Annotated in this window: 10 protein-coding genes; 4 read left to right on the top strand and 6 right to left on the bottom strand. The window is 64.7% G+C overall.

Annotated features, from left to right (window positions below):
* Nucleotides 1–244 precede the first annotated feature (244 nt).
* Nucleotides 245–736 (top strand): SRPBCC family protein, encoded by a 492-nt coding sequence (locus HWQ56_RS22780; protein WP_176571846.1) that lies wholly within the window; start codon nt 245–247, stop codon nt 734–736.
* Here HWQ56_RS22780 and HWQ56_RS22775 read toward each other — a convergent pair.
* From HWQ56_RS22775 to HWQ56_RS22765, 3 genes are all read right to left on the bottom strand, one after another.
* Complete coding sequence (locus HWQ56_RS22775; RefSeq protein WP_176571845.1) at nt 721–1,908, bottom strand: GAF domain-containing sensor histidine kinase; 1,188 nt, start codon at nt 1,906–1,908, stop codon at nt 721–723. The two genes, HWQ56_RS22780 and HWQ56_RS22775, sit on opposite strands and share 16 nt — an antisense overlap.
* A gap of 128 nt (nt 1,909–2,036) precedes the next feature.
* On the bottom strand, nt 2,037–4,601 hold the full coding sequence (locus tag HWQ56_RS22770; protein WP_176571844.1) for a bifunctional diguanylate cyclase/phosphodiesterase: 2,565 nt from the start codon (nt 4,599–4,601) through the stop codon (nt 2,037–2,039).
* 120 nt (nt 4,602–4,721) lie between these two features.
* On the bottom strand, nt 4,722–5,780 hold the full coding sequence (locus HWQ56_RS22765) for a diguanylate cyclase (protein WP_158158318.1): 1,059 nt from the start codon (nt 5,778–5,780) through the stop codon (nt 4,722–4,724).
* Between the two features lie 270 nt (nt 5,781–6,050).
* Between HWQ56_RS22765 and HWQ56_RS22760 the strand changes: the two genes are divergently transcribed.
* On the top strand, nt 6,051–7,124 hold the full coding sequence (locus HWQ56_RS22760) for an MBL fold metallo-hydrolase (RefSeq protein WP_176571843.1): 1,074 nt from the start codon (nt 6,051–6,053) through the stop codon (nt 7,122–7,124).
* Here the strand turns inward: HWQ56_RS22760 and HWQ56_RS22755 are convergent.
* Nucleotides 7,099–7,977 (bottom strand): formate/nitrite transporter family protein, encoded by an 879-nt coding sequence (locus HWQ56_RS22755; protein WP_158158320.1) that lies wholly within the window; start codon nt 7,975–7,977, stop codon nt 7,099–7,101. The genes HWQ56_RS22760 and HWQ56_RS22755 overlap by 26 nt on opposite strands.
* Before the next feature lie 72 nt (nt 7,978–8,049).
* Nucleotides 8,050–8,925 carry an alpha/beta hydrolase gene (locus tag HWQ56_RS22750; protein ID WP_158158321.1) on the bottom strand — a complete coding sequence of 292 codons (876 nt, stop codon included), beginning with the start codon at nt 8,923–8,925 and terminating at the stop codon, nt 8,050–8,052.
* Nucleotides 8,926–9,013: 88 nt separating this feature from the next.
* Here HWQ56_RS22750 and HWQ56_RS22745 point away from each other — a divergent pair, with 88 nt between their 5' ends.
* A complete protein-coding gene (locus HWQ56_RS22745; RefSeq protein WP_158158322.1) occupies nt 9,014–10,003 on the top strand; it encodes a diaminopimelate epimerase in 990 nt (329 codons plus the stop codon).
* Nucleotides 10,004–10,033: 30 nt separating this feature from the next.
* Nucleotides 10,034–11,212: a hypothetical protein gene (locus HWQ56_RS22740; RefSeq protein WP_176571842.1), complete on the top strand. Its 1,179-nt coding sequence runs from the start codon at nt 10,034–10,036 to the stop codon at nt 11,210–11,212.
* Between the two features lie 38 nt (nt 11,213–11,250).
* Here HWQ56_RS22740 and HWQ56_RS22735 read toward each other — a convergent pair whose 3' ends face one another.
* Entirely contained in the window at nt 11,251–12,864 is a 1,614-nt protein-coding gene (locus HWQ56_RS22735) for a methyl-accepting chemotaxis protein (RefSeq protein ID WP_176572469.1), read from the bottom strand.
* Between the last annotated feature and the right edge of the window lie 91 nt (nt 12,865–12,955).

Here is a 12,955-nt window from a genome sequence, read left to right as displayed (position 1 = left end):
CCTGCTACTGGAATCGTGTGCCCCTGCGGGCTGGAAAATCTAGCCGCCACGCCGTCAAAAAAGCGTGAACTTGTAACATAGCTCAGGGTGGCCGTTGCGACGCTTTTATCGCGACGGGCCAGCAGTCATCGGCTTGGTGCTTAGCAGTGCCAGGCTTATTGCCAATGGCGCTTTCAGTTGCACGGGCAAATACCGCCATAGTGGGGCGTTGCGCCGCTTCCGGGCGCCGAAGGAGAATAACAATATGAGCCTTCATTCCCTCGTCACCCCGCCGGGCGAGTTCGAGCTGTCCATCACCCGCCTGATCGACGCGCCACCCAGCCAGGTGTTTCGCGCCTGGGTGGAACCGCGCTTGCTGTGCCAGTGGTGGGGCCCCCACGGCATGACCACGCCGGAATGCGAAATGCAGTTATGGGTGGGTGGGCTGTTTCGCACCCTGATGCGCGCGCCCGACGGCAGCGAATACCCCAGCCAAGGGGTGTTCCTGGATATTCAGGCGCCCCACCGCATCGTCTTTACCGATGCTTTTGGTCCTGGCTGGGTACCCTCGGCGCGGGCGTTCATGACCGCGGTCATCAGTTTCGAGGACCTGGACGGCAAGACCCGCTACACCGCGCGGGCCCTGCACTGGAGCGCCGCTGACCGTCAGGCCCATGAAGACATGGGCTTTCATGAAGGTTGGGGGCAGAGCCTGGATCGCCTGATCGCCGTGGTGGCGGATCAGGCCGCCGGCTGAAGCGGCAGGCGAAAGGTGAAGAGGGTGCCGGCCTCGTGGCTGGACAGCACTTCCATGCGGCCGCCGTGGGCCACGGCGATCTGGTTGGCGATGTACAGCCCCAGCCCCAGGCCATTTTGCGGTGAGCCGGTACCCCGGCGCGAGAACGGCTGGAACAGCTGCGCCTGCACGGCAGCTTCGATGGGCTTGCCCAGGTTGTGCACACCTAGCACGAACACGCCTTCCAGGGTGTCGGCGCGGACTTCCACCGGGCCATCGTCGGCGCCGTGGTGGATCGCATTGGCCACCAGGTTGGAGAGCAATTGGGCGATGCGGTCCGGGTCGCAATGGATGCCCTGGACATTGCCGATGCGCAGTTGAATCTGCCGCGAGGGGTGCGCACCGTGGATCTCGCTGACCACGTGGGTCAGGGAGGCGGTCAGGTCGGCTACCGGTTGCACGTTCAGCAGGATGCCACCACCGAGCCGGCCACGGGCGAAATCCAGCACGTCGTCGACCAATTGCGCGGCGCGACGGCCGGCGGTAAGGATGTGTTGCAGAATGCCGCGGCTCTTGTCATCGGCGGCCTTGCGCAGCAGTAGTTCGGCGCCCGCGCTCATGGCGAACAACGGGTTGCGCAGGTCATGACCGAGCACAGCGATGAACTGTTCGCGCAGTTCGGCGATGGCCCGCTCTTGGCTCAGGGCAGCTTCGGTGCGCTGGTGGTTTTCCTCGGCTTCGATCTGAATGGCCAGTACCCGGGCAAAAGACTCCATCATCGGCTGGATGGGGCTCTGCTTGAGCCGCGCGGGGATGGGGTCAAGAGCGCAGATAGTGCCAAAAAAGCTGCCGTCAGTGCGAAACACCGGTACCGAGATGTAGCTTTCGAACTGGTAGATGCGTGGGGTGTGGTGGTCGTGGTACAGCTCGTCTTCGCTGGCTTTGTCGATCACGATGGTGTGGTGGTTGCCGCGAATTTCGTCACACAGCGTGGTGCTCAGGTCCAGTTCGCCGCCCACCCCCAGGCCGAACCCCAGGTTGTCCAGCACGGCGCAGGCCGTCCAGGTGGTGTCGGTGACGCGCGCGACCGCGGCGAAGCGCATGCCGGTGGTCTCGCAGATGACCTGGAGGATAGCGGGTACGGCGTTGATGCGACCGATCGTGGCGATATCGGTGGCAATGGTAGTCCCCATGGTGGTCCTGTTGCGGCGTCGCGTAGTGGGCAAGAATGGAATTTCCCAAAGTCCAGTGGCCAAGTCGAGCAGTAATTGAAAAAACTTGCCAGCGGCGTACCCATCGCTTGCTGGGCAGCCCGGCCGGGTCAGGGTAAGGCGAGCACAGGGGCGGGAAGGGGGGCGCCCAGCAGGCGGGTCAGGGCGTGGCGGTCGATGGGCGGGCTCATGAAGTAGCCCTGCACCTCGTGGCAGTGGTCGCGGCTGAGGGTGCGCAATTGCTCGGCGGTTTCCACGCCTTCGGCCGTCACGGTCAGGCCCATGGCGTTGCCCAGGCTGATGATGGCCTGTACCACGGCGCGGTCGCTGTCGGTGCCATTAAGCGTGGCGATGAAACGCTTGTCGATCTTCAGGCTGTCGAAGGGGTAGGCGCGCAGGTAGCCGAGCGAGGAATAGCCGGTGCCGAAGTCATCCATGTTCAGCTTGACCCCCAGTTCCTTGAGTGCCGTCAGCGTACCCAGGGCATTGTCGATGTCATTGAGCATCACGTTTTCCGTGACCTCCAGCTCCAGGCGCTGGGCGGGCAGGCGGGTCTGCACCAGCACATCGCGCACGTCGCGCACCACGTCGCTGCCGGCGAATTGCGCCGGGGACAGGTTGACCGACACCACCAGCGCCGCCGGCCACTGGAACGCCGCTTCACAGGCCTCGCGCAGTACCCAGCGGCCCAGGGGCACGATCAGCCCGGTCTGCTCGGCCAGGGGAATGAAGGTGTCGGGGCCAAGCAGCCCATGAATGGGGTGCTGCCAGCGCACCAGCGCCTCCACCGATACGATTTCCATGCCGTCGACCCGGTAGCGGGGTTGGTAGTGCAGCACGAATTCCTGCTGCTTGATGGCCAGGCGCAAGTCTTGCTCCAGTTGCAGGCGTTGTTGCACCTGCTCATGCATCTGCGCGCTGAAATACCGCCAGGTATTCTTGCCCGCGGCCTTGGCCTGGTACAGGGCGATGTCGGCGCAGCGCAGCAATTCACCGGCGTCCAGCCCTTGGTGCGCTGACTGGGCGATGCCCAGGCTGGCGCCCACGTGCAGGGTCTGGGCCTGGAAGGCAATGGGCTGGCGCAGGTATTCCACCAGCCGCGCGCAGAAACGATCTATCTCCTGCCGGGTGTTCAGGCCACACAGCACCAGGGCGAACTCGTCGCTGCCCAGGCGGGCCACCAGGTCCTTTCCACGGGTAGACGCACGCAGGCGTTCGGCGATCTTTATCAGCACGGCGTCGCCTGCGGGGTAGCCCAGGGCATCGTTGATGGGCTTGAAACTGTCCAGGTCCAGCACCACCACGGTGATCTGGGGCGCCGTGGCTTGCTGGCGCAAAGGCTCGAAGAACTGGATCAACTGGTTGCGGTTGGCCAACCCGGTTAGCGGGTCGTGCAGGGACAAGTGCTGGATCTGCGCGTGGGCCGCCACTTCATCGGTCACATCGCTGGCGGTGCCGCGGTAGCCCACCACCTTGTCGTCGCCGATGATCGGCCGCGCCGATACCCGGCAGTAACGCAACTGCCCACCCTGGTCGCGGTACGCACAGCGCAGGCTGGTGGCCGAGGCGTGGCGGCTCAGGCTTTGCAGCCAGGCTTGCAGGGGCATGGTTTCGCACTGCAGCAATTGGTCGATGCAGCAGTGCATCCAGTCCTGGCTGGTGTAGCCGGTGACCACCGCGAATCGGCCGGACAGGTAATTGAGACGGCATTGTGCATCCGTCTCCCAAATCCAGTCCGACGCCGCCTCGGCCACTGCTCGAAAGCGCTCCTCGCTGGCTTCCAGGGCGCGGTTGCTCTGGTGCAGCTTCTGGTAGCTGTCGTCGATCTGGCGCGCGGTACGCAGGGTGAAGCGAAAGAACCAGGCCATCAACAGGGCCAGTACCACGAAAGCCAGCACCAGGGTCGGCAACACCCGCCACAACAGTTGGTTACCGGGCCGCGAGGGGGCCCAGGTCAGGTCGTAACCGGTATCGCCCAGCGCCAGGCGAGACTGGTCCGGCGCGCCGGTGGCATGGCTTTGAACGGTCAGGTCCTGAAGGTCGTAAGCCTTCCCCATGGCGTGTAGCTTGGCCGGCGTCAGGGCGTCGATGAACACCAGCACCGAGGTGTCAGCAGGGGCCGGTTGGGCACTGTCGTCGTCGGGCAGGATCGGTGAGGCGCTGGCCAGTGCCGGCCAGCCGTTGAACAGCACCACGCTGCTGACCGGTTGCGCGCCGGCCATGGCCGCCTGGGCGGCTTGTATCAGTGGGCGTAGGGGCGTGGTCACCAGGTCGCCGATCTCGGCGTTGCTCAGTTGGCCCAGGTACAGGCTGTACTTGGTGCCGTGGCTGTCCACCACGAACACGCCTTCGTAGCCACTCTGGCTGTACAGGGCAGGCCCCAGGTTGCGCTGGCTGTACACCCACTGGCGGTCGATGGCGCCGTTGAGGTGCTGGAAGCCGGCGTTCCATACCCCGTAGCCGCTTACCAGGCTGGCGGACGCGGCCTGGCGGCTGTCCAGCGCGCGCTGCGCATACACCACGGTCTTGCGCTGCTGCTCGGCGTTGAGGTCGTCGGCGATCCGGACCAGCATCACCATGGCGCCGACCAGCGTCAGGGCGAACAGGGCCGCCAGCACGCCAAGCAGCCTGCGGGTGAACATCGGGTGGCGCGGTACGGCGGCAGTAAGGTCCATTTGGTCAGGCACTTCCTTGAGGCTCATGCCATGGGCGGAAGGGCGCACAGCACGGAGACGTCCTGATCTATAGAAGCAGCTGGATCCAGAATTGTTCTAACCGGCTGTCCGAAACTTGACTCAATTGAGTAACAGGTTATCGGCGACGCAGATGCTCACGCGGTTGCGGCCAGTGTTCTTGGCCACATACAGGGCTTTGTCGGCTTCCCCCAGCCAGGTGCCGGCGTCATCCATTTCCAGCCGGCAGGCGGCCAGGCCGATGCTCAGGCTGACCCGCATAGCGTGGGCATGGGGGTGGTGGTAATCGCCGAACACCCGGCGCAGGCGCTCCATCACGTCGCAAGCCTGGGCCATGGACAGGCCTGGCAGGATCACGCAGAACTCATCACCGCCATAGCGCCCCGCCAGGTCGGTGTCGCGCAGGTTGCGGCGCAGTTGGACGCTCAAGTAACGCAGCACTTCATCGCCGATCATGTGGCCGAACGTGTCATTGATTTCCTTGAACCGATCGATGTCGATCAGGGCCAGCACGGCCTGGCTGCGCTCATGCTGGCATTTGCGAAACTTGCGGTTGAGGGCGTCTTTCCAGGCGCCGTGGTTGAGCAACCCGGTGAGGCTATCAGTGCGGCTCAGGGCACTGAGGGTGCGCTTGTGCTCCGACAGCTGGATGGCCAGGCGGTAGCACACCCAACCGACGGCCAGGGGGTAGAGGATCAGCATAGGCAGGCAGGCCCATACCTGGGCAGGGGTGGATTGTGGCGCCCAGCCGAGCCCGAACAGGGTCACCGCCGTCAGCATGCCCAGCAGTTGCGCACCCAGGCCATGACGAAACAGGCGCCAGCCGCCCCCGGCGACGTTGTTCATGGTGACCATGGACAGCAGGGTAACGGTGGGCAACGGGTTGAAATGCAGGACAGCGACCCAAAATCCACAGAACAGCGAGTCGCACAACAGGTTGCGGCGTTCGGCCTGGAAAGGCTCGGCAGCGCGGCGCGCCAATCGATAGGCAATGTGTGGCCACACCAGGCCGTTGAACGCCAGCAACCCCAACAGCCAGGCGGGCGGGGACAAAGGGTAAAGCCCTGCCACCACGCTGACCAGGCACAGCGCAGTGCCCAGTACCCGAGGGCCATAAATGCGTTTGGCAAATGACAACCCTTTGCCGGTTCCGTTTTCCATAGTGTCGAATTACCAGGCTGTCAGCAGCCGTGTTCTTGTACAAGGGTGGCAATTGTGTAGAGAGCCCGCGGTTTATCGCATAAATACTGTGGACAGTGGCAGTGGCCTTGCAAGCCATTTCAGCGGTTATTCGATCCGTTGCATCTGTCCGACATGCCTTGTCACGCCCGAGGCCTTTCTCAAGCGAGGCGTAGGGGTATTCTTTAGCCTTTGTGGGCAACTGAAAGGGGCGGGTTGAAAACCATCCAATTTCCGGGAGTACTGGGTACCATGGGTCAAACGTCATTGAACAGCAGTGAAACAGCAGCAGCGGCGCAGCCACAGGGCTCGCTTCACGTGGACGGTCAGTTTCGCAACGCCACGGTGCTGCCCCGTGATGGTTTGCTGAAGAAGCTGCGCATCGGCTTCAAATACCTGTTGCTGCGCAAGCCTGCCGGCACCCGGCCACGTCAGCCAATACCGGTACAAGCCCTGGACCGCGAACAGCTCCTGGCGGCCCCCGACGACAGCCTCTGGCGCCTGGGGCACTCTACCTTGCTGCTGAAATTGCGCGGGCGCTTCTTCATCACCGACCCGGTGTTTTCCGAACGCGCCTCGCCGGTGCAGTGGGCCGGCCCGCGGCGCTTTCATGCGCCGCCCTTGAGCATCGAGCAATTGCCGCCGATCACCGCCGTCATCCTGTCCCATGACCACTACGACCACCTGGACGAAGGCGCCATCCGCCGGTTGGCCGGCAAGACCGAGTGCTTCCTGACCACCCTGGGCGTGGGCGAACGTCTGATCGGCTGGGGCATCCCGGCTGCCAAGGTGCGGCAGTTGGATTGGTGGCAGGAAACCGAGGTAGCCGGTACCCGGTTCGCTGCGACCCCCACCCAGCATTTTTCCGGGCGCAGCTTGCTGGACAGCAACAGCACGCTGTGGGCGTCCTGGGTGATCATCGAACCCCACCTGCGGGTCTTTTTCAGTGGCGACTCCGGGTATTTCGACGGTTTCGCGCACATCGGCGAACGCTACGGGCCGTTCGACCTGACGCTGATGGAAACAGGCGCCTACAACGTGCGCTGGCCCAGCGTGCACATGCAGCCGGAAGAAAGCCTGCAGGCGCACCTGGACGTCAAGGGCCGCTGGTTGTTGCCCATCCACAACGGCACCTTCGACCTGTCTTCCCACAATTGGGAAGAACCCTTCCAGCGCATTGTCGCCTTGGCACAGGCGCGGGGGGTGCCGGTCAGCACGCCGCAGATGGGCGAACGGGTGAACCTGCGCGCCCCGAAAACCGGGGCGCCGTGGTGGGAAGAGGGCGCGGTGGACGAGGCGGTCAGCCCCGTGGCGCCGGGTGGCTAGGCTTTTTCTGCCCATCGGGCGGCGGGGTGCCGCTGTCGCTGCGGATTTGTGCGTGGCTGATCAGGGCGAAAATGAAACTGCCGCCAATGATATTGCCGGCCAGGGTTGGCCCGGCGAAGGTCACCAGAAAGTCTTTCCAGCCCAGCTCGCCGGCCCACACCAGGTAGGACACTTCCGCCGAGCCGACGACGATATGGGTGAAGTCCCCGAGCGCCATCAGGTACGTGATCAGGATGATGATCCACATCTTGGCGTTTTCCTGGGAAGGAATCATCCACACCATGGTGGCGATCATCCAGCCCGAGACGATGCCTTTGGCGAACATCTGCGAAGCGTCGTTTTCCATGACCTTGCGGCCGATGTCGAGAAAGGCGGCGTCGGTCTTGGGGTCGAAGATGGGCAAATGCAGCATCACGTAGGACACCAGCAGCACCCCCACCAGGTTACCCGCCAGCACTACCGCCCATAAGCGCAGCAAGCGGCCGGCGTTGGCCAGGGTAGGGTGGCTCATGAGCGGAAGCACGGCGGTCAGGGTGTTCTCGGTGAACAGTTGCTGGCGCGCCAGGATCACTGCCAGGAAGCCTGCGGAGTAGCCCAGGCTGGCGATCACCTTGCTGGCTTCGGTGTCGGGCAGGCGGGAATTGAACAGCCCCATGGCCATCAGCGACAGGCCCATGGTGAGGCCGGCCGCCAGTGCCGACCACCACAGGGCGGCGACATTGCGCTCCAGCTCGTGGTCGCCCTGGGCGCGGATGATTTCATGCAGTACCGCGGCGCGTGGCGGCTGGTTTTTCTGGACTTCCTGTTCCTCGTCGGCCGACAGGCCTGGGGTCTTGCCGTGCTGGTTGTCCATCGTGCTCCCGGAGGCTTCAAGGTGAAGGCAAATGCCTATACCCACTGACCCCGCGCCCCCGGGTTAGTTGCTTTAGCCCGCGCCCTGTGTGGCTTTCAGGCCGAACAGCTGGTGCAGCGCGCGGGCATAGTCGGCGCTGCCCAGGGTCATGCTGTTCAGGTGGGTACCGCCCGGTACCAGCAGCAGCTGCTTGGGGCTGCTGGCGGCGTCGTACAACGCCTGGCTGAAACGCGACGGCACGTAGCGGTCATCGGTGCCATGAACGATCAGCACCGGCATGCCGATGGCACCGATCTTGTCGATGGAATCGTATTTCTCCGACATGATCCAGCGCACCGGCAGCGAGGTGTGGATCACGGCCGCCGCCGCGGCGCCCAGGTCGGTGAAGGTGGATTCGATGATCAGGCCCGCCGCGGCGGGCTCATCCTGCCTGGCGATGCGTTGGGCCAGGTCCACGGCAATGGCGCCACCCAGGGAGTGGCCGTAGATGAAGCGCTTCTGCGCCACCGGTTGCAATTGCACCAGGCGCTGCCACGCCACTTGGGCATCCTGGTACACGCTGTTTTCCGAGGGCAGGTCGCCGGGGCTGTCACCGAAGCCGCGATAGTCGATGGCCAGTACCGAGAAGCCCAGGTTGCGCAGCTCGGTGATGCGCCGCACCTGGGCGGTCAGGTTCCAGCGCGTGCCGTGCAGGTACAGCAGGGTGGGGGCGTCTTTTCTTGCCGCCGGCCACCACCAGGCATGCAGGAACTGCGAGCCTTCCAGGGGAATGTTCATTTGCTGCACCCCGGCCGGCAGGCCGCTGTACCAGCTGGCGATGCCTGGCTGGATGCTGTACAGCAACTCCCGCTCTTTATAGGCCAGGCGCGAACAGCCATAGGGCAGGGCAACGAGTACCAGCATCAGCACGGCAAAGGAGCGCCAGCGGCGGCGAATCAATTCGGGCATACGGGCTCCTGAGCAAAGAAAGCAGTGTACTCACGGGAAGCATTTCCCGGTAATGTCGGAGTATTTCCAGTCATTGCGAGGCACTTCCATGTTGTACGACGCGCGCGGCAATCGTTATGTGGTGTGTTCCCCTGAACTGCTGCGCAGCCTGGGTATCGGCATTGCGGAAAATGCAGCCCAGGCGAGCCGGGAACGCGCCACCTGGGCCATCGCGGCGATCGCGGCGCTGTGCCACTGGCCGGCTGGCGCGCAACCGGCGGGCGCCAAGGCCCACCGCAGTGATGGCCTGCTGGTCGGGCCATTCCAGGACAGGGCGCCGTTCGACCTGTTGATCGTCAACACCGACGGCACCCTGGCCGAGCGCAGCGGCAACGGGCTGACCATTTTCGCCCAGTCGCTGGCCGACCAGGGCCGGCTGAAGGGGGAGCACGGGTTCACCCTCAGGGTGCACCATGACAAAACCGACGCTGTCTCGCCAGTACCGGTCAGCGTCGAGCCTGGCGTGGTCGATGGGGTGCAGGGCTTCTGGCTGGACCTGGGAGCCCCGGCCTTCGGCCCGGCGGCCGTAGGCGCCGAGGGGGTCGAGGCCAGCCGGTTCAATGGCCGCGACACCTGGCGGGTACCCGGCCTGGCGGCCATGGACAGCCACTGGAAACACAGCGTGTTCGTGCGCATCGGCAACCCCCATTGCGTGACCTGGCTGGACAGGCCCGAAGCGCTGCCGAGCATGGCGCAGTTGCGCTCCAGCGCATTGGGGGAGCCGCTGACCGCCATTGCCTATGCCCAAGGCGATCAGGGGCATGGCCTGCCGTGCGTGGCAGGTATCAACCTGCAATGGGCGGCCTCCCTCGGCCCGCAGCAACTGGCAGCGCGGGTGTTCGAGCGCGGTGAGGGGCCCACCGAATCGTCGGGCACCAGTGCCACCGCGGTGGCCTGTGCCGCGTGGCAGGTGGGCCTGGTCCAGGCCGGGGCGGTCAGCGTGCAGATGCCCGGTGGGACCGCCCCTTTGCACCTCGTGGAACAGCAAGGCCGCTTGACCGGCGTGCGGCTGTTCGGCACCGCGCGGCTTGCGTCATAATCGCCCACTCGTCTTGCAAGGAAACGTCCCATGACTCATGGATGGCTACGCTGCGGTGCATGGCTGTTGAGCCTGTTGGCCACGGCGGTCCAGGCAGAGGTGTACACCGGCACCCTGGGCACGATGCCAGTGGTGGTAGACCTTGACCTGAGCAACCCCGAGCAGGTCAACGGCCGCTATTTCTACGAGAAATACCACCGCGACCTGGCGCTGTCCGGCACCCTGGCCAATGACCAGCTGACCCTGGACGAGAGCCTGGATGACAACAGCGACACCCCGCGCCCGCAACTGCACCTGAAGGCGCGCGAGGGTGGTTGGCAAGGCCAGTGGCAGAAAGCCGATGGCAAGCCGCTGAAGGTCGACCTCAAGCCCGCGCAGGTTCCCGACACTGCTCCCGGCGCTGATCCGTTCTGGGTGCAACTGCACGACAACGCGCCGTATGACTACCTGCGCCTGCTGCAATTGCCGCTGGTGAATGGCAAGCGTGACGCCTTCATGGGCTACCCACTGCAGTGGCGAGGTGAGCCCGACGCCAAAATCCAGCTGTTCGAAGTCGAGTCCGGCTACCCCGAGCCGCAGCTGTCGCGGGTCAACCAGGCGTTGCGTTCGCGGTTGTGGAGCGAAGTGGTCAGCTACCACGAGTGCATGCTGGGCAGCACCCGCTTCGGCGAGGGCGAGTACGACCAGACCGTGACGCCGACGTTCCTGTCGCCCGCAGTGGTCAGCGTCAGCGTTTACACCAGTTATTACTGCGGCGGCGCCCACCCGGACTTCGGCGATGCGCCCATCAACTTCGACGTCGATCATGGCAAGCCGTTGTCACTGGAGGATGTGCTGTGGGTCGGCGAGGGGCCGGCGTTTCACTATGACGACCGCGAGGGTGCGCAGCAGTCGGAAGAAGCCGACGTGGATTTCGACAAATTCTCCACTTACCGCGACAAGGTATTCGCGCCGTGGCTGGTGCGACAATTCCAGCAGCTGTACCCCAATGAGATGAAAAAGCCTGCGGACGAAAACGACTGCGACTACAGCGACCCCGAGGTCTGGAACTTCCCCACCTGGCACTTCACCGCCAAGGGCATCGCCTTCGGCCCCAGCTTCGCCCGGGTGGCGCGCATGTGTGAAGGCACGGAGTGGTCGGTGCTGCCCTACAGCGTCATCGCCCAGCACCCAGGTGGCGTGAAGCTGGCCTTGCCTCAAGGCGGTTGAGCGAGCCTCAGCCGTGCGTTGCACACCGTGCGGCTGACCTACAACGAAAACCGCGCCAACATGCCGTCCAGTTCCGCGGCCAACCGGCCCAGTTCCTGGCTGGCGGTGCTGGTCTGCGCGGCGCCGCTGGCGGTCTGCATCGACAGGTCTCGGATGCGCACCAGGTTGCGGTCCACTTCCCGCGCCACCTGGGCTTGCTGTTCGGCGGCGGTGGCGATTACCTGGTTGCGTTCATCGATACCCGCCACCGACCTGGAAATATTGCCCAGCACATCCTTGGCCACCTGCGCGCGCTCACGGGTCCTGCCGGCTTGCGCCGCACTTTCGGCCAAAGCCTGAACCGTCTGCCCGGTGCCCTGGTGAATGCCCGCCATCATCTGCTCGATCTCCCGGGTCGAGGCCCCCGTGCGGTGGGCCAGGCCGCGAACCTCATCGGCCACCACCGCGAAACCCCGGCCCGCCTCCCCCGCACGGGCGGCTTCAATGGCGGCATTGAGGGCCAGCAGGTTGGTCTGGTCGGCGACGTTGCGGATCACCTCAAGCACTTTGCTGATGCCCAGGGTTTCGGTGGCCAGCGCCTGGGCGCGCAGGCTGGCCTGTTCTACCTGGTCGGCCAAAGCGCCGATATCGCTCATGGTTTCGTCCAACTGCCGCTGGCCTTCGTGCACCGCTGTGCTGGACGAGCGTGACTCGCTGGACGTTTCCACGGCACTGCCCGCCACTTCCTCCACCGCCTGGCTCATCTGGGTCACGGCCGTGGCCGCCTGTTCGATCTCGTTGTATTGCTGCTGCAAGCCTTCGGCGCTGTCGTGCATGATCGCGCCCATCTCCTGGGTGGCCGAATTCAGCCGCGTCACGGCGCCGCCGATTTGCTGGATAACCCCATGCAACTGATCGCGCATGTGCCCGAGCATCTGCAGCAGTTGCGCCACTTCGTCGCGGCCATGGGCAACCACCGGCTGGCTGAGGTCGCCGGCCGCCACGGTCTTGGCGACGTGCAGCGCCTGGCGTAGCGGGCGGGTGATGCTCACGCTCAGCCGCCAGGCCTGCAACAGCATCAAGGCCAACGCCACGCCCAAGGCCATCGGCAGCGCCAGGCGCACCTGGGCAAAGGTGCTGGCGGTATTTTCCAAAGCTTGGGCGCTGGTCTGCTTGTTCAGTTCGCGCAGCAACTGCACCTGCATGTCCATCAGCCCGCCCTGGTTGGCCAGGTCGTTGTTTGCCAGTTGAGTGGCCTCGTTCAATTGCTTGTGCTCGACCAGGTCGATGGCTTGCTTGAACAGGCTCACGTAGTGCTGGGCCGCGTCCTGCAGCAAGGCGATGGAGTCGTGCTCGGTGCCCGGCGGTACCTTGGTCAGGTACTGGGTGAAGCCCTGGTCCACCTCGCTGCTCAACTGCTGCAGGTTGATCTTGCGGTTCACCAGTTCGGCGGGGTCGTTGGCGAACACCAGCAGCAGGGCTGCTTCGGTGCGCATCCTGGCGAGGTCCAGGGCGATGGCATCGGCCTGGGCGATGCTCGATAGCGGCCCCTGCTCGATCAGTTCGCCCTGGTGGCGAATGTGCTGCATCGCCCCCAGGCACAGGCCGCCCAGGGCGACCATCAGCACCGCGCACAGGCCGAAGCTGGCCAGCAGGCGCTTGCCGATGCTCATGCGGCGCAGCGGGCCGGAGTGGATGGAGGACGTGTGAAACAGCGGAAAACGAAGGGTCACGGTGGCGGGCTCTGAATGAGAACTACGCGGT

Origin of the sequence: Pseudomonas eucalypticola (assembly GCF_013374995.1) — a bacterium.
Lineage (GTDB): Bacteria > Pseudomonadota > Gammaproteobacteria > Pseudomonadales > Pseudomonadaceae > Aquipseudomonas > Aquipseudomonas eucalypticola.
The sequence above is the reverse complement of the archived record's forward strand: the minus strand, read 5'-3'. Positions and strand labels throughout refer to the sequence as shown.